At 33.4% G+C, this 22,202-nt stretch carries 22 protein-coding genes; 10 read left to right on the top strand and 12 right to left on the bottom strand.

Annotation, left to right across the window (positions count from 1 at the left end):
• Positions 1–34: 34 nt before the first annotated feature.
• From B8963_RS14530 to B8963_RS14555, 6 genes are all read right to left on the bottom strand, one after another.
• On the bottom strand, positions 35–784 hold the full coding sequence (locus B8963_RS14530) for a shikimate dehydrogenase family protein (RefSeq protein ID WP_084062852.1): 750 nt from the start codon (positions 782–784) through the stop codon (positions 35–37).
• On the bottom strand, positions 765–1,775 hold the full coding sequence (locus tag B8963_RS14535; protein WP_084062854.1) for a DUF368 domain-containing protein: 1,011 nt from the start codon (positions 1,773–1,775) through the stop codon (positions 765–767). Before B8963_RS14535 ends, B8963_RS14530 begins: the two co-directional genes overlap by 20 nt.
• 3 nt (positions 1,776–1,778) lie before the next feature.
• Complete coding sequence (locus B8963_RS14540; protein ID WP_084062856.1) at positions 1,779–2,696, bottom strand: polyprenyl-phosphate transporter; 918 nt, start codon at positions 2,694–2,696, stop codon at positions 1,779–1,781.
• 26 nt (positions 2,697–2,722) lie between these two features.
• Entirely contained in the window at positions 2,723–4,123 is a 1,401-nt protein-coding gene (locus B8963_RS14545; RefSeq protein ID WP_084062858.1) for a tetratricopeptide repeat protein, read from the bottom strand.
• Between the two features lie 100 nt (positions 4,124–4,223).
• Positions 4,224–5,399, bottom strand: coding sequence for an aspartate aminotransferase family protein (locus tag B8963_RS14550; protein ID WP_084062861.1), 1,176 nt, complete (start codon positions 5,397–5,399; stop codon positions 4,224–4,226).
• Between the two features lie 4 nt (positions 5,400–5,403).
• Entirely contained in the window at positions 5,404–7,197 is a 1,794-nt protein-coding gene (locus tag B8963_RS14555; protein WP_084062863.1) for an OstA-like protein, read from the bottom strand.
• Between the two features lie 187 nt (positions 7,198–7,384).
• Between B8963_RS14555 and B8963_RS14560 the strand changes: the two genes are divergently transcribed.
• On the top strand, positions 7,385–7,996 hold the full coding sequence (locus B8963_RS14560; RefSeq protein WP_143312551.1) for a hypothetical protein: 612 nt from the start codon (positions 7,385–7,387) through the stop codon (positions 7,994–7,996).
• A 67-nt stretch (positions 7,997–8,063) separates the two neighbouring features.
• Here B8963_RS14560 and B8963_RS14565 read toward each other — a convergent pair whose 3' ends face one another.
• From B8963_RS14565 to B8963_RS14585, 5 genes are read right to left on the bottom strand one after another with little or no spacing between them, the layout of a single operon-like run.
• On the bottom strand, positions 8,064–9,335 hold the full coding sequence (locus B8963_RS14565; protein WP_084062867.1) for an adenylosuccinate synthase: 1,272 nt from the start codon (positions 9,333–9,335) through the stop codon (positions 8,064–8,066).
• 12 nt (positions 9,336–9,347) lie between these two features.
• A complete protein-coding gene (locus B8963_RS14570; protein WP_084062870.1) occupies positions 9,348–9,815 on the bottom strand; it encodes a Fur family transcriptional regulator in 468 nt (155 codons plus the stop codon).
• A 43-nt stretch (positions 9,816–9,858) separates the two neighbouring features.
• Positions 9,859–12,063, bottom strand: a complete 2,205-nt coding sequence (locus tag B8963_RS14575; protein WP_084062987.1) for a RelA/SpoT family protein — start codon at positions 12,061–12,063, stop codon at positions 9,859–9,861.
• 44 nt (positions 12,064–12,107) lie between these two features.
• A complete protein-coding gene (locus B8963_RS14580; RefSeq protein ID WP_084062873.1) occupies positions 12,108–13,340 on the bottom strand; it encodes a M48 family metallopeptidase in 1,233 nt (410 codons plus the stop codon).
• 31 nt (positions 13,341–13,371) lie between these two features.
• Entirely contained in the window at positions 13,372–14,181 is an 810-nt protein-coding gene (locus B8963_RS14585; protein WP_084062876.1) for a TrmH family RNA methyltransferase, read from the bottom strand.
• A gap of 77 nt (positions 14,182–14,258) precedes the next feature.
• On the opposite strand from B8963_RS14585, the gene B8963_RS14590 reads away from it, so the two are divergent.
• The 9 genes from B8963_RS14590 to B8963_RS14630 all read left to right on the top strand — a co-directional run bounded on the left by B8963_RS14590 (position 14,259) and on the right by B8963_RS14630 (position 20,847).
• Entirely contained in the window at positions 14,259–15,056 is a 798-nt protein-coding gene (locus B8963_RS14590) for a DUF6503 family protein (RefSeq protein ID WP_084062878.1), read from the top strand.
• Between the two features lie 72 nt (positions 15,057–15,128).
• Positions 15,129–15,371 (top strand): MoaD/ThiS family protein, encoded by a 243-nt coding sequence (locus B8963_RS14595; protein ID WP_084062881.1) that lies wholly within the window; start codon positions 15,129–15,131, stop codon positions 15,369–15,371.
• Positions 15,372–15,373: 2 nt separating this feature from the next.
• Positions 15,374–15,790 (top strand): molybdenum cofactor biosynthesis protein MoaE, encoded by a 417-nt coding sequence (locus tag B8963_RS14600; RefSeq protein WP_084062883.1) that lies wholly within the window; start codon positions 15,374–15,376, stop codon positions 15,788–15,790.
• A gap of 3 nt (positions 15,791–15,793) precedes the next feature.
• Positions 15,794–16,777 carry a GTP 3',8-cyclase MoaA gene (gene moaA, locus B8963_RS14605; RefSeq protein ID WP_084062886.1) on the top strand — a complete coding sequence of 328 codons (984 nt, stop codon included), beginning with the start codon at positions 15,794–15,796 and terminating at the stop codon, positions 16,775–16,777.
• Positions 16,777–17,250: a cyclic pyranopterin monophosphate synthase MoaC gene (moaC, locus tag B8963_RS14610; RefSeq protein ID WP_084062888.1), complete on the top strand. Its 474-nt coding sequence runs from the start codon at positions 16,777–16,779 to the stop codon at positions 17,248–17,250. Before moaA ends, moaC begins: the two co-directional genes overlap by 1 nt.
• Complete coding sequence (locus tag B8963_RS14615; protein WP_084062891.1) at positions 17,234–17,827, top strand: NTP transferase domain-containing protein; 594 nt, start codon at positions 17,234–17,236, stop codon at positions 17,825–17,827. The genes moaC and B8963_RS14615 overlap by 17 nt, the downstream gene beginning before the upstream one ends.
• A complete protein-coding gene (locus B8963_RS14620; protein WP_084062893.1) occupies positions 17,827–18,897 on the top strand; it encodes a HesA/MoeB/ThiF family protein in 1,071 nt (356 codons plus the stop codon). Before B8963_RS14615 ends, B8963_RS14620 begins: the two co-directional genes overlap by 1 nt.
• Positions 18,884–19,660, top strand: coding sequence for a sulfite exporter TauE/SafE family protein (locus B8963_RS14625; RefSeq protein ID WP_084062896.1), 777 nt, complete (start codon positions 18,884–18,886; stop codon positions 19,658–19,660). Before B8963_RS14620 ends, B8963_RS14625 begins: the two co-directional genes overlap by 14 nt.
• Positions 19,657–20,847 carry a molybdopterin molybdotransferase MoeA gene (locus tag B8963_RS14630; RefSeq protein WP_084062898.1) on the top strand — a complete coding sequence of 397 codons (1,191 nt, stop codon included), beginning with the start codon at positions 19,657–19,659 and terminating at the stop codon, positions 20,845–20,847. The genes B8963_RS14625 and B8963_RS14630 overlap by 4 nt, the downstream gene beginning before the upstream one ends.
• 59 nt (positions 20,848–20,906) lie before the next feature.
• On the opposite strand, the gene B8963_RS14635 is transcribed toward B8963_RS14630, so the two are convergent.
• The gene (locus B8963_RS14635; protein ID WP_084062901.1) at positions 20,907–22,199 is read right to left on the bottom strand and encodes an amidohydrolase family protein; all 1,293 of its coding nucleotides are present in this window, start codon (positions 22,197–22,199) and stop codon (positions 20,907–20,909) included.
• Positions 22,200–22,202: the final 3 nt, after the last annotated feature.

Raw genomic sequence — 22,202 nt, forward strand, 5'->3', positions numbered from 1 at the left:
AACGAAGATTTCTTCGAATGATAAGGAAAGCTTATCAACTATTCCATATTTCCCATGCTTTTTCAGCTTGGAGTTCTAGCATTTTATCACCATTTTTTATCGTTGCACCTCGTGATTCTCCTTCTAATAAAAAAGCAGTTTTAGCAGGATTGTAAATTAAATCAAAAAGTAAGTGTTTATTGTTTAGAAATTGATAAGGAATATCAGGTTTTCGATCTATTTCAGGATAAGTGCCTAAAGGCGTACAATTTATAATTATGGTATAATTTTCTAATGTGGTTTTATCTAAATCGGAGTAGGCAATTTCGCCTTTTTTAGGATTACGAGAAACAAAGGTATATGCTATTTTAAACTGCTTTAAAACATATGCAATGGCTTTAGAAGCTCCTCCGGTACCTAATATTAATGCTTTTTTATGGTGCTTTTTTATGAATGGCTCTATAGATCTTTGAAAGCCATAATAATCAGTATTAAAACCTTTTAATCCCTTTGGAGTAAATTTTATGGTATTAACAGCACCTATCTCTTGTGCTATTTCATCTATTTCGGTGAGAAAAGGGATTACGGCTTCTTTGTAAGGAATGGTTACGTTAAAACCTCTAATGTTTTTTTCTGTTGTTAAGACAGTATTAAATTCATCAATATGTTGAAAATCGAAATTTTCATACGTGTAATTTTCTAAATGTAAATCTTTGAATTTTTGGGTAAAATAGCCACGTGAAAAAGAGTAGTCTATGTTTTTACCTATTAATCCAAATCTATTTTTATTTTCTGTTTTTTCCATACCAATCTAAGCCTAAAAGAATAGCAATGCCTACAATTATAAAGAAAAATGCCCACCATGTTTCTGAAATAGAAAAATTAGGAATATACCTTTCGTAATTTATTATAACGGCATTACCATTGGAATCTACTGCTAATACACCATCTATGTTTGTTTTGTAAATAGTTTTTTTCCATGGCCAAACTACTCCTAAAGAACCAGTAATGAATCCTATTATTATTGCGGTCGTTATATGTTTATAATGTTTAAGTAAATACGTTAACACATGTGATAATGTAACAAGACCTACGGCAGATCCTGTGGTAAATACTGCTAGAATTTTTAGGGTATGCAATCTTTTGGTGTTCCGTACAAAACTAAAATCCCCTTTCAATAGTTCTGCCATGGTGTCAAATAATGCATTTACGGAATCTACTAATAGTAACACATAATTCCCTAATAAAATAAGGATAAAAGAGCCTGATAACCCTGGGAGTGTCATGCCGGAAACGCTAATTATTCCGCAGAAAAATATAAATATTAAATTATCGTTTTGTGTAGCTGGACTTAAAAAGCTTATGGCAATGCCGATTGTTAAACCAATAATACCAGCAATGCCTGTTTTCTTATTCCAAAAGTTAAAATCTTTGGCGATATAGTAAATAGAGCCTAAAATCATTCCGAAAAAAGCAGACCAAACAAAAAGCTCTTTTCGCTCTAAAAAATAATCTAGAATTTTTGAAATACTAAAATAGCTAACCAGCATTCCAAATATAAGCAAGCTTAAAAATTGCCCGTTCACATAACGATAAAAGCTTTTGAATCTGCCGTTGAATAATAGTTTAAATGCCTTTAAGTTTACTTTTTGTAGTGAGTAAATAAATTCTTCATAAAAGCCACCAACAAATGCTACAATTCCTCCGGAAACACCTGGAACTTTATTGGCTGCACCCATGCACAATCCTTTAATAAAGAGCCAAAATTTATCTATAAATGTCCGAGGCTCGTACATGATTTATTTTTTAGAAGCTAATTTTTCTAAAAGTAAAATAAGTGAGAATCCTAATACAGCAAGTAGAATTGCAAATAATAATTGATTATCACCCTCAAAAGCAAAGGGAGAAATACTTTGTTCATCTACTGTTATTATTTTGTCGCCAAATACTTTTGTTTCTAGAACTTTTTTCCATGGCCAAATCTTATTCAAAGAGCCTAGGATAAAGCCAGTAAGTATGGCTAAGGTAAGATCTTTGTAGTTTTTAAACATCCATTTTAAGAGTCTTGCAAAACTTAATAGTCCAAAAATTGCACCCAATCCAACGGTGGCAACTATCTTAATATCTCTTTCATGTACTGCATCTAAAATTACCTTATAAGAACCTAATAATACAAGAATAAACGCTCCAGAAATTCCAGGAAGTATCATTGCACAAATGGCTAATGCTCCTGAGAAAAATAAATAGGGTAAACTATCTGTATTTTCTGATGGTGGTAAGGTCGTAATATAATAGGCGGCAATAGCGCCAATTATTAACATTACAATAGTTGCTAGATTCCATTTATTAATTGATTTACCAACAAATAAAATACTTGCGACTACTAAGCCAAAAAAGAACGACCATAATAGTATGGGCTGATTTAAAAGTAACCAACTGATGCCTTTTGCTAATGAAACAACGCTAATAAGTATTCCACAAAATAAAGCAACTAGAAAATTACCGTTTAATTGTTTCCAAAAAGCGGCTATGCCTTCCTTTTTTAAGGTTTTGAATAAGGATAAATTAACATTGTTAATGGATTCTATTAATTCTTCATAGATGCCAGAAATAAATGCAATTGTTCCGCCAGAAACACCTGGAACTACATCTGCAGCTCCCATTGCCATTCCTTTTAAAACAATAAAAAAGTAGCTAATAAAATTTCGATTTCCCATACACTAAAAAAACAAAAATAGTTTTTTTATTTGGAAGCATTTTTATATTGTTCCAATATGTTTTTCATCCAATCAGTTGCGCAAAATTCTGGAAAGTTAATTTGAAATTTTTCAAGCCCATTAGCATTCAAAATGATGGCTTCTGCCAAATATTTTTGAGCTTTTTTGGTTTCTGATAATAAACTATGAATTCCAGATAGTTTAAATAGAATAGCCGCGTCATCTGGGTGAAATTCTCTTCCCTGTTTTAATATTTGTATTGCTGATTCTAGGTCATTATTTTTTTGAACTACATCTGCCCACAACAACCATGTGTCAAGATCATAATTGCCAAAGTCTACAGCCTGTTTGTAAGCAAAATCAGCTTCGTCAAGTTTATTTAACGCAGTTTTTATTTTACCACATTTTTTCCAATATAGTGGGTTTTCGCCATCAATATTTGTTGCTTTATTGATATAGTATGCTGCTTTTTCATAATTTTTTAAGCGATAGTAAAAATCTGTTATCGCTAGCCAACCTTTATCTAACAAAGGATCTTCGTGCACCGTATGGTAAAAATAGTATTTTGCCATATCAGTATTTCCAAGTTTTTCATGACACTTACCAATTCTTAAATAGGCGTGTGATGTTGGATCCTCTATGCTTATCGTAGTTTCGTAATTTTCAATGGCTTCATTATATAATCCTAATTTTTCTAAGACTTTGCCTTTTTCAAAATAAGCTCCAATAAAAGTATCGTCGGAAATGATGGCAAAATCATAAGCACTTAAAGCTTCTTTGTACATTTTTTTGGAAAAATATTGTTTTCCTAATTGATGCCATGCTACTTCTGCATAAGGATTTTTTTCTAAGTAATCATTTAAATAATGAATGGCTCCGTCAAAGTCCTCCAAAAATTCAAAACAATAAATTACATTATATAAAGATGAATAGTCTTCATCGTCGAACTCCACGCACTTCATGAAACTCTTTTTGGCTAATTCAAAATCATCCATAAAAAGATATTCCATTCCTAAAAGAGAGTAGATGTCAAAAGTATCTTCGCTAATTTCAAGTGCCTTTTCTAAAAGATTTATAGCGGCAATATGGTTGTCTTTTTTAGAGAAAATATTAGCACGTTGAATATAGATTTCCTCGTTATGCATATCTAATGTTTGAAGCTCATCCAACATTTTCTCCGCATCTTCAAGTTTGTTTTCAAAAACAAGAACCTCTATGTGTAATAATTTTATTTCAATAGATTCTGGATGTTGCTGCAAACCAATTTTTATAGCTTTTTTAGCAAGCGCTATTTTTCCATTGTTTAAATAGTGGTGTATTATATCTTCAAAATCCTCAGCGTCAAAGAAATAGACGTCATCGGTTTTCAACATGGATTCAAACTTGGTAATTGGTTGGCTAGGTCTTTCCTCTGCATCTAATGCCATAGGCCTTTCTATTTTGTCTTGTTTTAAAAATAGTATTTAGAACTTATCTAAAAGTCGGTTTAGGGTCTATATTATTAACAAAATAGTTAACAAAATAGTATTAGAACCTATTTAATATAGATATTATTTGATCGCAACCTGCTTTTATTTCGCTGTTTGATATGGTTAATGGAGGTGATAATCGTACTGCATTAGGTTCAAATAACAACCAAAACAGTATTAATTTTTCTTTTGCTGCTGTTAAAATAAGTTCATTTGCTACTTCACTGTTTTCCATTATTAGCGCAAGCATTAACCCTTTTCCTCTTATTTCTTTTATGTATTTATGTTGTAGGTATGTTCTAAAAAGAACCTCTTTTTCTAGTGTCTCAGCAATTAAATTAGTTTCTGTGATTTCTTGCAAAGTTGCTAGGCTTGCCGCTGCAATTACAGGATTGCCACCAAAAGTAGTTATGTGCCCTAGTTTTGGGGAATGTTGTAAAGTTTGCATTAATTTATTAGATGCTACAAATGCACCAACGGGTAATCCACCAGCCATTCCTTTGCCGATCACAAGAATATCAGGAATGCAATTGTAATGTTCAAATGCGAATAATTTACCTGTTCTGCCAAATCCAGGCTGTATTTCATCTAGGATTAACAGAGCGCCAACTTCCGTACATCTTTGTCTTACTTTAGCTAAATAGTTGTTTTCAGGTTCAATAAATCCTGCGCCACCTTGAATGGTTTCTAATAAGACGCCTGCTGTTTTTTCAGTAATCTTTTCAAGATCACTTTCATCATTAAAATTAATAAAATGTACATCAGGTATTAAAGGTCGGAATGCTCCTTTTCGTGCTTCATAGCCCATAACACTTAAACTACCCATAGTATTTCCATGATAAGCACTATTTGCGGAAATTAGCTCTGTTCTTCCTGTAGCTCGCCTTGCTAATTTTAGAGCCCCTTCTATAGCTTCGGTTCCGGAATTTACTAAATAAGTAGTTTCTAAATTTTCTGGTAAATGCGATGCTAATAATTTGACATATGCAACTGCTGGTTCTTGAATATATTCGCCATAAACCATTACATGAGCATATTTGTCTAACTGATTTTTAATTGCATTAGTAACTCTGGGATGGCAATGGCCTAAGCTACATGCTGATACCCCAGCAACAAAGTCTAAATGAGCATTGCCATCAATATCATAAATATAGCTTCCTTTGGCATGTGAAATTTCTAATGCCAAAGGGTGTGGAGATGTTTGTGTTTGATATCTGTAAAAATCCTCCTTCATGAAACTAGTTCGACTTTTTTAATTGTGCATTTAGATTACTATCTTTTTTAGGAGATACGTCTGGTTTTTTAGGAGTAGTTTTAGTTGTTTTCGAATTGGTGGCCTTGTTTTCCGGTATTTTGTTTATAGGATCAGAACTGTTTTTGCTCCGTTCGGCCTCTTCTGCGTCTATGTCTATCGGATTTTCAATACCCTGAATAACTACTAATTTTATGTTGTTATCATCTTCGTCAAAAATATCGTCTTTGGTTAAAATACGCTCATCGCCACGCCAGACCATTCCTTCTAATATTCTAGTTTCTTCGGGCATATCTTTTTCAGGTGAGATTTCTCCATCAGGATTCGTGAAAAAAGTAAGGTCTTCAACATCGTTATTGGCAAATGTGATGTTTATTTTACTACACTTTGTTTTATTGATCCCTATTAATTCTTGATCATCGTTATACATCCAATAGATAACTTCTGTGTTGCTTATTAAATCTACTTCCTTAAGTTCATTTTCAATAAATTTTCCAAATAAATTTATTCCTTTTGCTTGATTATAGCCTACTTTTCCTACTGTATCTAAGGAAACTATAAAAGCATGATCCAGCACTTTTAAGGAATCTAGTTTTTCGGTTTTTACGTTTGATATTAAATGAATACTATCCCCTGTCATTTGGTTTTCTCCATTCCAAATAATAGGATAGAATTTTGGAAAATCTATTTCTTCTGTGGAAGCAGGTATTTTTCGTCCAATGAGCTTTGTAAGTCCCGTTTCTTGATTTACATGAATAGAATCGGCTTTACCGCTTAGATCTGTTTTATAAAATTTCGCATTTTTAAATGCTCTTAAAACTCTTTTTTCAGGTTTTCCAGTAATCATTAATTTATCGCCATGCAGGTATAAAGAGTCATTTTCTACAAGACTAATAGCGACCGCTCTTTTGGTAGCAAACACCGAATCTTTGGCTTTGTATACTTCGGCATAATGAGCACGAACAATACCTTTGTTTATGGTATCTGTTATCACTATATTATTTGTTGCGGAGGCAAATTCACGAGCTTTGTTAAAGTATACGCTATCACCAACTATGATTCTGTTGTTATAATCAATTCTGGTGTTTTTTATTCCGTAACCACTTTCAATTTTGGTGTCATAAAAACCACGTTCACAGTATATTTTATAGGCTTTGCCAGTAACGGTAGAAGGACCATACATGTAGGCATTCTTAGAAGTGGTGTAATAATCTAATTGCTTTGAATCTACGGTATACTGAGGATTGTCAATATGTACACTATCTAAAAACTGGTATTTTTTAGTTTCCATATAATACCTTCCAATCTGACTTGTTAAAGTATTCACAGAATCTATTACCGTTCCAAAATCTTTGTAATAGGCTTCTTGTTTTTCTCGATCAAATCGTAAGGTATCGGTTTGTAATTTCATACCGGGCGTTTGCTCGAGCACAACACTTTCCCAAGCTTTTGCAAGCTTTGTATTCCCGTCATAATCTACTTTACCACTGGTCATCTGTACAGAATCTCCTTGTTGTAGTCTTATGTTGCCAACAGCTTTTAATCGGTTCTCTTTCTGATAAAAAATAGCATAATCGCACCATAAATCAGCACCCTGATGTTGAAATTGCACTTGACGATCATCTTTACTAAAGATAGACGCGCCTGGAGCTTTTACTTCGTCTTTGGTAAATGTACCACCGTAAACAATGTTTATTTGTTTGTCTTCTACCGGTTTGTCTTGACTAAAGCCTAAGTTGGAAAATACGATGAATAATAAAAAATAGAATAGCTTTTGCACTAAAAATAATTTTGGTCAAAAATAGCGAATTTTAATACAGACATAAATAGATTGGGATAATTTTAGTAACTGCTCCCATGAAAAAGAAAGTATTTTGCTATTTTAGTTGCTCTTCTGAATATTATGACATGAATTTTTTTTGTTAAATTTTATTTAGACTGATAATTACAATCTTTAATATGAATATATGATTAAAATTAAGTTCCTTGCAATACTTGTGTTTTTCTTCATGGGTAGCGATACATTATTCTCACAAACTACTCCTGGAGTCTTAATGTTTAAAGATGGAAATAGTAAACAAGGTTTCTTAAAATTTTCTGGAGCTGAAAATGTGAAATTAAAACCCGAAAAGTATGAAAAAGCTATAAAATATCATTTTTCGGAATTGGATTATGCAAAATTCTATTATGGAGATAAAGTAGCTATATATAAATTTGTGCCCGTTTCTGGTAAAAAAAGTCATTTGGTGTTGGAAGAAATTGTAGAAGGAAAAGTATCACTTTATACTTTAGTTTCTAAAGGATACACAATAGGTATGGGACCTATGAATGCTGGTGGGGCCCCTATTTTCACAGGCGGAAATTATTACGCCATAAATAATTTATATGTATTAAAAGAGGGAGAAAAAGAAGCAACTTCCTTAGGTTCAAATCTTTTGTTTAGTAAAAATTTTAAAAAAGCCGCTTCTTTCTATTTTAATGATTGCCCCAAATTAGTTGAAAAAATAGAAAACAAAGATTTCAATAAAGAAGATATACAAGCTATTGTTGAATTTTATAATAAAGAATGTGATAAATAACAGGTCGTTGAGGTTAACTATAAAAGATATTTCATATTAAAAAAGCCACTCGAAAGTGGCTTTTTTATTATCTGTGAATTGTTTGTTTTCTGTCTGGACCAACAGAAACAATTTTTATTGGAACTTCTAATTCCTTCTCAAGGAATTGAATATAATCATTTAATGCCTTTGGTAATTGATCGGCCGAAGTCATTTTTGTTAAATCGGCAGCCCAGCCATCCATTTCAGTATAGATAGGGGTTAAATTTTCTGCTTCAATGTTATAAGGTAAATGGGTGATTTTTTCACCTTTATAATCATAGGCTGTACATACTTTTAGCTTTTTAAAACCACTAAGTACGTCGCCTTTCATCATCATTAATTCAGTAACGCCATTTATTTGTACAGCATATTTTAATGCTACTAAATCTAACCAGCCACAACGTCTTGGTCTACCTGTTGTAGCACCAAATTCGTTTCCAACTCTTCCCATGGTGGCGCCATCTTCGTCAAATAATTCGGTTGGGAAAGGGCCACTACCTACACGTGTAGTATATGCCTTAAAAATACCTTTTACTTCACCAATTTGGTTTGGTGCAACACCTAAACCAGTACAAGCACCAGCGGCTGTTGTGTTAGAGGAAGTAACAAATGGGTAGGTACCAAAATCTATATCTAGTAATGAACCTTGAGCCCCTTCAGCTAATATTTTCTTTCCTTCTTTTTGAGCCTTGAATAAATATTCCTCACTATCTATAAACGTAAGTTTCTTTAATTCTTCTACAGCTTTAAAAAAGTCTGCTTCTAATTCTTCAAGATCGTACTGTACATCAACATTATAGAAACCAATCATGGCTTCGTGCTTGTCAGCTAAATTGCGATATTTTTCTTTCCAGTCAGAAAACTCAAGATCACCAACACGCATACCATTACGGCCAGTTTTATCCATGTATGTTGGGCCAATACCTTTTAAAGTAGAACCAATTTTAGCTTTTCCTTTTGCAGCTTCCGACGCAGCATCTAACAAACGGTGAGTAGGTAAAATTAAATGCGCTTTTCTAGAAATTAATAAAATAGATTTTATGTCTAAATTAAACTTCTTTAGGTTTTCAAGTTCTTTTTGAAAAATAACAGGATCAATAACAACACCATTACCCACTATATTCATGGCACCTTTGTGGAAAATTCCAGAAGGTATGGTATGTAAAACATGTTTAATTCCGTCAAACTCAAGGGTGTGCCCTGCATTTGGTCCACCTTGAAAACGCGCTATGATATCGTAATTTTCTGTTAGTACATCAACAATTTTTCCTTTTCCTTCGTCTCCCCATTGAAGCCCAAGTAGTAAATCTACTGCCATTAGTGTAATTGGTTAGTTATTTGTATTATCTTCTTTGTTTTCTTCTTTATTGCGCGTTCCATAGAAATAGAGTGAGTGCGTATTGATTTTTATATCAAAAACTTCTTCTATGGTTTTTTTAATAGATTGAATTCGTGGATCGCAGAACTCCATTACTTCTCCTGTATCGGTTAAAATAACATGATCATGCTGGCGATCAAAATAAGATTTTTCATATTGAGCCTGGTTTTTGCCAAACTGATGTTTACGCACTAGTTTACAATCCAATAGTAGTTCTATGGTATTGTATAATGTAGCACGACTTACACGATAGTTCTTGTTTTTCATTTTAATATAAAGACTCTCTATATCAAAATGATCTTCACTAGCGTAGATTTCTTGGAGTATAGCGTAACGTTCAGGTGTTTTTCTGTGCCCGTTTTCTTCTAAAAAATTGGTAAAGACATTTTTTACGATGTCTTGGTTCTTGTTATTGCTCATAAGAACTTTTGCATCATTCAGATTACAAATGTACAGCTAAAATTTAAATTCTAGTTACTTTGTCAATACCGTTAATCCCCTTTAAATTGTTGATAAGTTTTTTTAGAATCTCATTATTCTTTACAACAACCGTTATATGGCCTTTAAAAGTTCCGCCATCTGTGCTAAAATTAAGATTACGCATATTTACATGCATGTTTCCTGAAATTACTTCAGTTATTTTGCTAACTAAACCTAAATTATCTATTCCGGTTAAATTTATTTCAGAGGTAAATTCCTGTTGACTAGAATCTATCCATTTTGCGGACATAATGCGGTAAGCGTAGTTAGATTGCAATGCTATGGCATTTGGACAATTTTTAGAATGTACTTTAATACCTTCATTTATGCTTACAAAACCAAAAACATCATCGCCTGGAATAGGGTTGCAACACGGGGATAATTTATAAGGTAATTTTTCCTCTTCTTTGCCAAAAACTAATAAATCGTATTTAGAGGTGATTTCATCTTTATCAATATCTTCTACAGTCTGTGCTCTTCGTATTTTATTTTTAAAGAAGTTAATAAAAGCATTGTTATCAGACGAAGTAAAATCTTTTATTTTTTGATTATCAATAGCACCAATTCCCACACGATAAAAAAGATCAAGGCTTGTTTTTAATTTAAAATAAAGCACCATTTTGTTAATGGTATCTTCTGAGAAATTAACTTTTTGCGATCTTAATTTTCGGCGTAATATTTCTTTGCCTTCTAGGGCAACACTCTTTTTTTCTTCTCTTAAAGTAGATTTTATTTTGGCTCTTGCTCTGGCAGTAGTTGCATAATCTAACCAACTTTGATTTGGTTGTGCGTTTTCTGAGGTAATAATTTCTACTTGATCGCCACTGTTTAAGGTGGTGTTTAGTGGAACCAATTTTCCGTTGACTTTTGCACCACGCGTATGCATACCTACTTCGGTATGAATATTAAATGCAAAATCTAAGGGAGTGGAATTTTTTGGTAACGACTTTAATTCTCCTTTAGGTGTGAATACAAATATTTCTTTTGAATACAAGTTTAATTTAAATTCCTCAACAAAATCTACTGCATTCGTATTCGCATTTTCCAAGGCTTCCTGAAGTTTGTTTAACCATTCTTCAATACCTTGTTCTTTTTGATTACCATGTTTATATTTAAAATGCGCAGCATAACCCTTTTCTGCAATTTCGTGCATTCGCTCACTTCTAATTTGAACTTCTACCCATTTTCCCATTGGCCCCATTACGGTAATGTGTAACGCTTCATAACCTGTAGATTTTGGCGAAGAAATCCAATCACGTAATCTCACAGGATTAGGGGTGAAGTGGTCTGTTACGATAGAGTAAATTTTCCATGCCAAAAACTTTTCGTTTTGCTTATCGGATTTATAAATAATACGGATCGCAAACTTGTCATAAATTTCATCAAAAGTCACATTTTGGGTTACCATTTTTCTTCGAATAGAATAAATGGATTTCATTCTACCCTTTATGTGGTAGTTTAAATTTTCTTTATCAAGCGAATCCCCAATAACCGCAGAAAAGTTTTCAATATATTCTTTTTGCTCTTCTTTCGTTTCTTCAATCTTGCCTAGAATATCGTTATAGACTTCTGGTTCTGTGTATTTTAAGCTTAAATCTTCTAATTCTGTTTTTATGTTGTAAAGCCCAATTCTGTGAGCAAGTGGCGCATAGATATATAAGGTTTCCGATGCAATTTTCACCTGTTTGTATTCAGGCATAGAATCCATCGTTAACATATTATGATAACGGTCTGCAATTTTAATAATGATAACTCTTATGTCATCATTGAGTGTTAATAACATTTTTCTAAAATTCTCTGCCTGTTGCGATATGTTCATATCTTTTTTAAGGTGAGCAATTTTTGTGAGTCCGTCTACAATTCTGGCAACAGCCTCTCCAAACATACGTTCAATATCATCTAAGGTATATTCGGTGTCTTCAACTACATCATGTAATAAAGCAGAAGCAATAGAAACGGCATCTAAACCAATTTCCGATGCTACTATTTTAGCCACAGCAATTGGATGAAAAATATAGGCTTCTCCAGATTTTCTGCGTTGATTTTTATGGGCGTCAACAGCTACATCAAAAGCGGAACGTATTAGCTTCTTATCATCCTCGGTAAGGGTTTGATAACTAATTCGCAGCAATTCTTTGTATTGCTTGGCAATTTGCTTATTTTCTTTTTCTATGGCAGCTTCTGTCATCATATCTTAAAATTAATACAATACTTTTAAGTATCCTACAAAAATTATGCCTTTAGATTTTTTATTCTTGCAATTAATGGTGGATGTGAATAATGCATAAAAACATATGCCGGGTGCGGTGTAAGATTACTTAAACTGTTCTTTGATAGTTTTTTTAGTGATGAAATTAATGGTTGAGCGTTAAATGTATTTTTAGCATAATCATCTGCTTCGTATTCAAATTTTCTCGACATATAATTCATAATTAATCCGGTTATTTCAGATATAGGGCTGTATAGAATTCCGAAACCAATTAATGCAGCATGAAAACTTGGAACGCTAACTCCTATAGCCAATGACACTGCAGGTGTATTAATGAATAGGGATAATAAATATAAGGTAAAACCTGTTAAGGCAATAGAACTAATTAAATTAAAAATGATGTGTTTGCGCTTATAATGCCCCACTTCGTGTGCCAAAACGGCCACAATTTCGTCCTCTTCTAAATCATTGATTAAGGTGTCGTATAAGGTTACTCTTTTTTCTTTTCCAAATCCAGAGAAATAAGCATTTGCCTTAGTGGATCTTTTTGAGCCGTCGATTACAAAAATGTTATGAAGCTCAAACCCAACTTTTTTGGCGTAGTGTTCAATTTTAGTTTTTAAAGAACCTTCTTCTAAAGGTTTTTGCTTATTGAACAATGGAACAATTAATTTGCTGTAAAAAAGATTCATAGCTAAGGAAAATACCGCAATAACTGCCCAAGCGTACATCCAGAAGTTAGCTCCAGCCCACTCAAAAAACCATATAACTAGGGCTAAAATAGCTCCTCCTAAAATGGCTAGCATTAACCATCCTTTTAACTTATCAAGAATAAATAATTTTCGGGTAGATTTATTGAATCCGAATTTTTCTTCAATAACAAAAGTAGCGTAATACGAAAATGGGGTGGTTATAATATCACTACCAATCATTATTATACCAAAGAAAATTAAGGCAATTATAATTGGGTTTTCCGTAATACTCCTTGCAAATGTATCTATCCACTCAAAGCCACCAAAGAGTAAAAATGATAAGGTTAGCGCAAAAGAAAATGTAGAAGTTATTATACCAAATTTGTAATTGGTTTTTTGGTAATCTTGAGATTTTTGATATTCTTCTTTATCAAAAACATCATGTAATTCACTCGGAATAGGGTCATTATAATGTTTGGCATTTAAATAATCTAAACAGGTTTCTATGATAAATTGAAGTGTTAGAATACCAATAATTATAAAAAATAAATATTCGTTTGTCATTTGGTTGGTTTAATTTGGTTAGCAAAAGTAGCTACACTGCTCTTTGTCTTTTAGCCTCAAAAATAACAATAGCTGCGGAGACAGATACATTCATAGAATCTATTTCGCCTTCCATTGGTATAATTATATTTTGAGTAGAATTTTCAAGCCATTCATTAGAAAGTCCTGTTGCTTCGGTGCCAACAACAATTGCAGATGGTTTGGTAAAATTGGTTTTGGTATAATTTTCAGAAGCGCTTAAAGCTGCGCAATAGATTGCAATATTATGCTCTTTTAAAAATTTTATAACTTCTTCAGTGCTGCCAGTGGCAATGGTATTCGTAAATACACAGCCAATACTAGAGCGTATTATATTTGGGTTATATAGATCTCCTTTTGGGTTGGCAATTATAACAGCATCTAAATTGGCAGCATCTGCCGTACGCAATAAGGCGCCAATATTACCTGGTTTTTCGGTGGCTTCGGCAACTAAAACCAATGGATTTTTTGTGCTAAGTTTTAAATCGGTTAAAAGGTGCGATTTTGCTTTGGCAATAGCCAGTATACCTTCTGTGGTTTCACGATAAGCAATTTTTTGATACACCTCTTTCGAAACTTTTATAAGTTCAGGCGCTTGATTCAATGTTGTAGTATAAGAATTTACTTCAGCCTCAGAAATTATATCTTCGTTAAACAATAGAGTTTTAATGGTGTAATTTCCTTTTAACGCTAATTGAAATTCTCTAAAACCTTCCAGAACAAATTCACCTGTTTTTTTACGTTCTCGAGATTTTTCTTTAAGCACCAGTACGCTCTTTATAAGCGGGTTTTGTAGACTACTAATTAGTTTGATAGCATTCATTAATACAAAAGTAATTTAATCTTGTAAACTAATGTACTTATGATCGACGAAACATACATCACTTTAAAAAAGATATAATGAAAACAATCAGCTTATTATTAGTACTTATTACCATTGTAGCTTGTAAAGAAAATGACAAGTCTATAAAATCACCTGTTCCATCAACCACAGAACAAACTAAGGTAGCAGCTAACTATCCTGAAGCACTAGCGAAAGTTTTACAAGCACATGGAGGTGTTGAAACATGGAAAGCACAAAAAACTTTGGTATTTAATAAACCTACTTCCGAAGTTAATGAGGTGTATACTATTGATTTGCAAACTAGAAAAGAAAAGGTGACTAGTGGCACTGTTGTGCGTGGTTTTGATGGAGAAAATGTTTGGGTTCTAGACCCTGAAAACCAGTTTAAAGGTGATGCTATTTTTTATAAAAACTTGTACTTCTATTTTTATGCAATGCCATTTGTGCTAGCAGACAAAGGATTACACTACAGCGAGGTTGATAATTTGGAGGTAGAAGGTGTTTCTTATCCAGGAATAAAAATAACTTTTGGTGATGGAGTAGGGGAATCACCAAAAGATGAATACTACTTGTATTATGATGACGAAACGAACCAAATGGCTTGGTTGGGTTATACCGTGACCTACAGAACTGGTGAAAAATCAGATAAAATAAGTTGGATTCATTATAATGAATGGACCGTTATTTCGGGGGTTAAACTCCCAAAATCTATTTCTTGGCATAAGTCCGAAGGGAATAAAATTATGGAGGTAGCTAATACTGTTGTTTTTGAAAATGCAACACTTTCCACAAATGCTATGGACCATACGTATTACGCTAAGCCTGAAAGTGCTAAAATAGCCGAGAGAAAGTAATGTAAAAATATAACAAGAATGGATTTTTAATGCCAGCGATTATCCTTAACTTTCTGCTTTAATAAAAAAGCAATGAAAGTATTATTGTTTGGCATCGCAAAAGACATTATTGGAACTTCAGAATTTGAAGTGCCTTCCGAACCAAAATACCCTTCAACCGTATTAGAATTGAAGGATGTTTTGGTTCGTTTGTTTCCAGATTTTGGGAAACTGTCCTCTTTTGCGGTTGCCGTTAATAACGAATATGCTAGCGAAGACGTGTCTTTACATTTGAGTGATGAAATTGCTATTATTCCACCAGTAAGCGGAGGTTAAGAATGAAAATGTACATAGAAATAGTTGATGAAATTGATACTGCACAGGTTTATAAAGATTTGTCAGATGCTGGTAGTGGTGGAATTTGTGTGTTTGTAGGAGCAGTTAGAGAATTTACAAATAATGAAGCTGTAGTTTCTTTGGAATTTGAAACCTATAAGTCCATGGCACTTAAAGAAATGGAGAAAATTGCAGCAGAAGCAATAGAGAAATGGCAGTTAAATAAGGTAGTTATGCGGCATGCTGTAGGACTAAAAAAAGTAGAAGAACCTGTTGTTGTCGTTGGGGCATCATCTGCACACCGCGATGCTTGTTTTGAAGCTTGTCGTTTTTTAATTGATACCTTAAAAGAGCGTGTTCCAATTTGGAAAAAAGAAGTATTTAGTAATAAATCCGTTTGGGTTTCGGCACATCCTTAAAATATGTTGGTAGACAATCACAATAGAACCATTAATTACTTGCGTTTGGCGGTTACAGACCGTTGTAATTTACGCTGTAATTACTGCATGCCATCTGAAGGGATAAATTTTGCGAACAATGATAAACTTTTTTCCATTGAAGAGTTGATTCGGTTAAGTAAAATAGTGGTTGCTCAAGGAATAAATAAAATTAGAATAACTGGCGGTGAGCCCTTTGTGCGGAAAGATTTAATGGTATTGCTTCGGGAACTTTCTGCAATGAATGGTTTAGAGGACATTTCGATAACTACAAATGCTACCCTTATTGGTCCATATATATCCGAATTAAAAACATTGGGAATTAAAAATATCAATGTGAGTATGGATGCTATTTCAAAGGCAACTTTTGAAAAAATTACCCGGCGTAATCAATACGATGTGGTGTATGAAAATATCATCCGCTTAATAACAGAAGGTTTTAATGTTCGTATTAACTTTATTGCTCTTGAGGGTCAGAATACAGACGATATTATTCCGATGCTGGATTTAACCAAACATTACGATGTTTGTGTGCGCTTTTTAGAAGAAATGCCCTTTAATGGTGGGAGTAAAAGTTTTACTACCATCAATTGGGATTATAAGCGAATTTTAGAGCATATTGCTGGAGTGTATCCAGATTATTATCAGTTAGAATCCCCAAAAACATCTACATCCATTAATTATAAAATATCTGGTTTTGAAGGTAGTTTTGGACTAATACCCTCGTTTAGTAGAACTTTTTGTGGTTCTTGTAACCGGTTAAGAATTTCTGCAACAGGCGATATAATTACCTGTTTGTACGCAAAAGCAAGTAGTAATCTTTTAACTGCTTTGCGCGAAACTGATACCGATGAAAAAGTAAAAGAATATATAGAAAAAGCTATAGGCAGTAGAGCAAAAACAGGATTCGAAGCACAAAAGAAATACAAAAATGTTTTTTCTAATTCGATGACATCAATAGGAGGGTAATGGAACAAAAACTATCACATATAGATGATTCAGGTAACGCAACTATGGTTGATGTTTCTGATAAGCAAGCCACAGCAAGAGTAGCTATAGCTACTGGTAAGGTTCTATTTCCCGATGCTGTTTTTAAAACGCTGGCTGATCAAGAATTTTTAGGTAAGAAAGGGAGCATTATACAAACTGCTATCATTGCAGGTATTCAAGCAGTAAAAAAAACATCAGATTTAATTCCGCTTTGCCATCAAATAGCATTGTCTAAAATTAATATAGATATTAAGCCTGTTGGTACCAGCTTAGTAATAACATGTACTGTAAAATGTACCGAACGAACAGGTGTAGAAATGGAAGCGTTAACAGGAGTTTCCGTAAGTGCATTGACTATTTATGATATGTGTAAAGCGCTTTCGCAGGACATTGTTATTTCTGATATTCGGTTAGATAAAAAAACAGGAGGGAAGCATGACTTCAAGAGATAAGCTATACGGATTAGTACTTTCAGGAGGTAAAAGTACGCGAATGGGAAAAGACAAAGGACTTATTGAATACCATGGAATTCCTCAGCGCGATTATATTTATAATTTATTGACCCAAGTTTGCGATGAAACTTTTCTAAGTGTCAGAAAGGATCAAGTGACTGAAATACCAAAAGAATTTCAAGTAATTGTAGATGAAGATGTGTATAAAGGCCCTTATAATGGCATACTATCTGCACATCAAAAATACCCAAATGTAGCTTGGTTAGTTTTAGCTTGCGATTTGCCTTTAATTGATGTAGCTGCTTTAAAAGAATTAATTAAAGGAAGAAATACAACCAAATTTGCAACAGCATTTGCTGTAAAAGAAAATCCTTTGCCAGAGCCATTATGCGCTATTTGGGAAGCTGATGGTTTAAAAGCTTCGGTACTTTATATGAACAGTCAACAAGGAAGTTGTCCGCGTAAATTTCTGATTAATAATGATGTGGAATTAATTTTTCCTACTGATGAAAGAGTATTACTCAATGCAAATTCTGAAAATGATTACCAGGAAGCCATAAAAATTGTTGCACAATAATGAATTTTGACCGCTACTCCAGACAAACACAGTTAAAAGAATTTGGTCTAGAAGCTCAAAAGAAACTTTTAAATGCTAAAGTTTTGGTAGTAGGCGCAGGTGGTTTGGGCATTCCAGTACTTACCTATTTAAATGCGATGGGTGTTGGAACTCTGGGGCTTATTGATAATGATGTGGTTAGTGAATCTAACTTGCACAGACAAGTGGCTTATGAGGAAAAAGATTTAGGGCATTCAAAAATCAAAACGCTAATACAAAAATTAAAGGCTCAAAATTCCAAAACAAAGCTTATTTCATATCAAACGTTTTTAACGAAAGAAAATGCCTTAGAAATTATAGTGGGTTACGATGTTGTCGTAGATGCATCAGATAATTTTGCAACACGCTATTTAGTGAACGACGCTTGTGTAATTTTAAGCAAGCCATGTGTATATGGAGCATTGCATAGTTTCGAAGGACAAGTAAGTGTGTTTAATTATAAAAACGGACCAACATACCGTTGTCTTTTTCCAAAAATGCCTAATGCTATGGAGGTCCCTAATTGTGATGAAAATGGGGTTTTAGGAGTTGTTCCGGGAATAATTGGAAATTTACAAGCTTTAGAAACCGTCAAAGTAATTACTGAAATTGGAAAAGTACTTTCTGGAAAACTATTATTATTTGATGGGTTAAACCAAAATTACCAGAAAATAAATTTTTCAAAAGTTCTTGAAAATGGCGAAATAAAGGAGTTGCAAGAAACCTATGATTTTAGCTGTGATAGCGCTATAGTTAGTATAAAGGCTAATGAATTTGAGGCACTTTTAAAATCAAAAAAAGTACAATTATTAGATGTTCGCACAGCTGAAGAATACGAGAATTTTCATATAAATTCATCGATTCATATTCCTATTTTAGAATTAGAAGATAGAGCCTATGAACTCGATTTTTCTAATACTGTTTATGTTGTTTGTCAATCAGGAATTAGAAGTCAGCAGGCGATAACTATTTTAGAAAAAATGCAACCACGAACATCTTTTATACATGTAAATGGAGGATTAAATAAATTTACGGTATATGCTGCTAAGTAATGAAAATCTAATTTTAATGTGTTTAGGTTTTTTTGTGATTGCTACGCTTTACTCATCGGTTGGTTTTGGCGGGGGCTCCAGTTATTTGGCACTTTTAACATTGTTTGTAACTAGCTTTTTTGTAATTCGTTCTATTGCGTTGGTCTGTAATCTAGTAGTAGTTTCTTCAAGTACATATTTATATTTTAAAAATAATCATACTAATTTTAAGTCATATTTACCTTTTATCATTACCAGTATACCATTAGCATTTATTGGAGCAACGTATCCATTAAAAGAAAATGTGTTTTTTATTATATTAGGTTTTTCATTAGTATTTTCAGCTTTGGCATTGATTGGACAGACCTATGGTCATAGTACAAAAGACAATGAAGTAAGAACTTATCCTTCTTATTTTAGCTATCTTATTGGAGGAGCCATCGGATTGCTTTCTGGGCTTGTGGGAATTGGCGGAGGTATATTTTTAGCACCTATACTCAATCATTTTAAATGGAGTACCGCTATTAGAATAGCTGCTTTAGCTAGTTTTTTTATTTTGGTGAATTCCATTTCTGGACTAGCGGGATTATATTTAAACGATACCTTAGAATTACCTTGGAAAGAGACAATTTTATTGGTAGTGATGGTTTTATTAGGAGGACAATTGGGAATTAGAATTAGCTTAAAAAAGCTAACTCCAAACGGAATTAAACGGGTAACTGCTATATTAGTTTTAGTAGTGGGTATTAGAGTAGTATTAAAAAACGGATTTGAAGTGCTATGATTACATTTGAAGAAGCATATAGACGAATTATGCTTAATACCAAGGATTTTGGTGATGAAGCGGTAGATTTGATGAAAAGTACCAATAGAATTTTAGCAGAATCTATTTATGCGGATCGTGATTTTCCTCCTTTTGATCGAGCTACAAAAGATGGCATTGCTATAAAGTATGAATCATTTGAAAAAGGAATCCCTTATTTTAATGTAGAAGGAGTGGTCAGTGCAGGAATGCCACAACAAAAATTAATTGGTGAAGAAAATTGTTTGGAAATAATGACAGGTGCTGTCTTACCACATAATACAGATACCATTGTGATGTACGAAGATATCGAGATAGTAGATGGCTTTGCTTCCATTAAATCAAACCCTAGAAAAGGACAGAATATTCATAAAAAAGGGGAAGATAAAAAACAAGGTGAAGTCCTCTTAGAAAAAGGAATCCGAATTTCACCTGCAGATATAGGGGTATTTGCTACTGTAGGTAAGGTTGAGGTTTTAGTAAAAAAATTACCCAAAGTTTGTGTTATTTCTACAGGTAATGAATTAGTAGACATTTCAGAAACACCATTAGCACATCAAATACGGACTTCTAATGTGTTATCACTTCAGACAGCATTGGCGTCTGAAAATATACATGCGGATCATATTCATTTATTAGATGATAAAAAAAGCATAACCCAAAAATTAACAGTGGCTTTGAGAGAATACGATGTGTTATTACTTAGTGGAGGTGTATCCAAGGGTAAATACGATTTTATTCCTGAGGTTTTAGACGATCTTGGCGTTGATAAAGTGTTTCACAAAGTTTTACAAAGACCTGGCAAACCTATGTGGTTTGGCAGGCATGAAAGCTTAAAAACAGCTGTGTTTTCTTTTCCTGGTAATCCTGTTTCTACCTTCGCTAATTATCATATTTATTTTCTTCCATGGTTATACAACTCTTTAGGTGTTGATAATGAAAGTGAATTTGTGATCTTAGATGAAGACCTACCTAATACTACACCTTTAACTCTTTTTATACCTGTAAAAACTTTTTGGGATAAAGGAACTTTAATGGCTCGAAAAATCGAAAATAGTGGATCAGGGGATTTAACTTGTTTAGCCTATTCCGACGGATTCGTTTGTTTGCCGCCTCAAGAAATTCCTTATTATCGAGGGCTTTTGGTGCCTTATATACCAGTAAAATAATAGCAATAAAAAAGCGTCTATTTTTATTAGACGCTTTTTTTTATACTTGGTTGTACTAGTTATTTTCCTTGATATTTTCCCATATAACGTTTCCAAAGTTCTGTTTGGTGCGTTTCTAAAGATAAGGCTCTACCATCAATATAAGCGTGACTTAATATATTGGTTCGCATGTCTAAAGCATCGCCTTCAGATATAAATAAAGTTGCACTTTTGCCAACTTCTAGAGTACCGTATTGAGCATCTATACCTAATATTTTAGACGTATTACTGGTGATTAATTGTAATGCAATTTCTTTATCTAATCCTTGTCCAACAGTCTGACCTGCGTAGAAGGGTAAATTTCTAGTTTGGAAATTTGCTGCAGATGCATTTTGCAATCCCACTAAAATACCTGCATCAACCAATAATTTCGGATTTTTATAAGGTAAATCGTAATCATCATCTTCAAATTCAGGAGTATTATGGGTAAAGTTGATAAGAACAGCAATGTTATTTTCTTTTAGAAAATCGGTTATTTTATGTGCTTCATAGCCGCCAATAATTACTACTTCTTTAATGCCATTGTTTTTTGCTAAAGTTACGGCATCAATCATTTCGCGTTCGCCATCTGCATAAATATATAATTTCTGAGCGCCAGTAAATAACCCTTGCATAGCTGCAAATGCAGGATTCATTTCTGGAGCAGAAGCCTTCCCGTAGGCAATGGAATTTTTCAGAAACATGCTGATTTCATCCAGTTCATCTTTATACTTATCATTTGGTTTAAAGCCACGTTCTTCACCTGCCCACCAACGTCCTTGTTTAAAAGAATTTGGCCAATTTAAATGAATACCATCATCAACTTTTACAGCAGCATCTTCCCAATTCCATGCATCGAATTGTACAATAGATGAAGTTCCTGAAATACGTCCTCCTTGTGGTGCAATCTGTGCTAATAAAACACCATTTGGGCGCATACTTTCTACAACTTTAGACTCAGCATTATACGCAATTAAACTACGAACATGAGGAATCATTTCTCCAATTTCATCCTGATCGTCACTCGCTCTAACTGCATCAACTTCTACTAAACCTAAAGTTTTGGCAGGTGCTATAAATCCAGGATAAACATGTTTGCCTGCGGCATTTATTATTTTTCCTTTACGTGCAATTTTCATTTTGGCATCACCAACAAAAGTTAGTTTACCGTCTTCGAACATTAAAAGTGAATTTTCTATTATGGTGCCGTTACCAATATGTGCAGTGGCGCCTTCAATAGTTATTGCCTCTGTTTGTTTGGCTGCAGGTGTTTGCTGCGCAAAAGCAAGAGTAGAGCAACAAAGTAATACTAGTATTTGTTTTATATTTTTCATGCT

The sequence above is a fragment of the Cellulophaga tyrosinoxydans genome (assembly GCF_900176415.1).
GTDB classification, from domain to species: Bacteria; Bacteroidota; Bacteroidia; order Flavobacteriales; family Flavobacteriaceae; genus Cellulophaga; species Cellulophaga tyrosinoxydans.

Bases quoted from the DNA above. Each gene is read 5' to 3' on its own strand.
- B8963_RS14530 (WP_084062852.1), bottom strand. From the start codon at position 784: ATGGAAAAAACAGAAAATAAAAATAGATTTGGATTAATAGGTAAAAAC.
- B8963_RS14535 (WP_084062854.1), bottom strand. From the start codon at position 1,775: ATGTACGAGCCTCGGACATTTATAGATAAATTTTGGCTCTTTATTAAA.
- B8963_RS14540 (WP_084062856.1), bottom strand. From the start codon at position 2,696: ATGGGAAATCGAAATTTTATTAGCTACTTTTTTATTGTTTTAAAAGGA.
- B8963_RS14545 (WP_084062858.1), bottom strand. From the start codon at position 4,123: ATGGCATTAGATGCAGAGGAAAGACCTAGCCAACCAATTACCAAGTTT.
- B8963_RS14550 (WP_084062861.1), bottom strand. From the start codon at position 5,399: ATGAAGGAGGATTTTTACAGATATCAAACACAAACATCTCCACACCCT.
- B8963_RS14560 (WP_143312551.1), top strand. From the start codon at position 7,385: ATGATTAAAATTAAGTTCCTTGCAATACTTGTGTTTTTCTTCATGGGT.
- B8963_RS14565 (WP_084062867.1), bottom strand. From the start codon at position 9,335: ATGGCAGTAGATTTACTACTTGGGCTTCAATGGGGAGACGAAGGAAAA.
- B8963_RS14570 (WP_084062870.1), bottom strand. From the start codon at position 9,815: ATGAGCAATAACAAGAACCAAGACATCGTAAAAAATGTCTTTACCAAT.
- B8963_RS14575 (WP_084062987.1), bottom strand. From the start codon at position 12,063: ATGACAGAAGCTGCCATAGAAAAAGAAAATAAGCAAATTGCCAAGCAA.
- B8963_RS14580 (WP_084062873.1), bottom strand. From the start codon at position 13,340: ATGACAAACGAATATTTATTTTTTATAATTATTGGTATTCTAACACTT.
- B8963_RS14585 (WP_084062876.1), bottom strand. From the start codon at position 14,181: ATGAATGCTATCAAACTAATTAGTAGTCTACAAAACCCGCTTATAAAG.
- B8963_RS14590 (WP_084062878.1), top strand. From the start codon at position 14,259: ATGAAAACAATCAGCTTATTATTAGTACTTATTACCATTGTAGCTTGT.
- B8963_RS14595 (WP_084062881.1), top strand. From the start codon at position 15,129: ATGAAAGTATTATTGTTTGGCATCGCAAAAGACATTATTGGAACTTCA.
- B8963_RS14600 (WP_084062883.1), top strand. From the start codon at position 15,374: ATGAAAATGTACATAGAAATAGTTGATGAAATTGATACTGCACAGGTT.
- moaA (WP_084062886.1), top strand. From the start codon at position 15,794: ATGTTGGTAGACAATCACAATAGAACCATTAATTACTTGCGTTTGGCG.
- moaC (WP_084062888.1), top strand. From the start codon at position 16,777: ATGGAACAAAAACTATCACATATAGATGATTCAGGTAACGCAACTATG.
- B8963_RS14615 (WP_084062891.1), top strand. From the start codon at position 17,234: ATGACTTCAAGAGATAAGCTATACGGATTAGTACTTTCAGGAGGTAAA.
- B8963_RS14620 (WP_084062893.1), top strand. From the start codon at position 17,827: ATGAATTTTGACCGCTACTCCAGACAAACACAGTTAAAAGAATTTGGT.
- B8963_RS14625 (WP_084062896.1), top strand. From the start codon at position 18,884: ATGCTGCTAAGTAATGAAAATCTAATTTTAATGTGTTTAGGTTTTTTT.
- B8963_RS14630 (WP_084062898.1), top strand. From the start codon at position 19,657: ATGATTACATTTGAAGAAGCATATAGACGAATTATGCTTAATACCAAG.
- B8963_RS14635 (WP_084062901.1), bottom strand. From the start codon at position 22,199: ATGAAAAATATAAAACAAATACTAGTATTACTTTGTTGCTCTACTCTT.